This is a genomic window from Mycobacterium sp. E1386, assembly GCF_001672745.1.
GTDB lineage: Bacteria > Actinomycetota > Actinomycetes > Mycobacteriales > Mycobacteriaceae > Mycobacterium.
This window is the reverse complement of sequence record NZ_LZKH01000094.1, coordinates 1-632: the sequence shown is the minus strand read 5'-3', so window position 1 is coordinate 632 and position 632 is coordinate 1. Positions and strand designations below refer to the sequence as shown.

Genomic DNA, 632 nt, shown 5'->3' with positions numbered 1-632 from the left:
GCCTCGGCGCGTCGGCGCTCGCTGGTTCTGTCGTCCCCTCCGCGGCCGCCCAGTGTCCGGACGTGCAAGTGGTGTTTGCCCGCGGCACCGGTGAAGCCCCCGGCGTCGGCCCCACCGGACAGGCCTTCGTCGACTCCCTGCACTCGCGCGTCGGCGCCAAGTCCTTCGATGTCTACCCGGTCAACTACCCCGCCAGCGACCAATGGGACACCGGCATCGACGGCATCAGAGACGCCGCGGCCCATGTCAATTCGATGGCCCACGACTGCCCCAACACCAAGATGGTGCTCGGCGGCTACTCCCAAGGCGCGGCCGTGATGGGCTTCGTCACCTCACCCGCGGTCCCCGACGGCGTCGACCCCAACACCGTGCCCAAGCCCCTGGACCCCGCGGTGGCCAGCCACGTCTCCTCGGTCGTGCTCTTCGGCATGCCCAACGTGCGCGCGATGAACTTCCTCAACGAGCCCCCAGTCGTCATCGGCCCGGCGTATCAGGACAAGACCATCAAGGTCTGCGCCACCGAAGACCCGGTCTGCTCCGACGGCATGAACTTCGCCGCCCACAACACCTACGCCGACGACGGCGCCATGATCGACAAGGGCGTCGCCTTCGCCTCCAGCCACCTCGACGCG

General features: G+C 68.7%; 1 protein-coding gene. It reads left to right on the top strand.

Annotated elements, in window-relative coordinates; genetic code table 11:
* The coding region (locus A5709_RS10720) for a cutinase family protein (RefSeq protein WP_231986954.1) at positions 1-632 on the top strand (632 nt) is incomplete at both ends.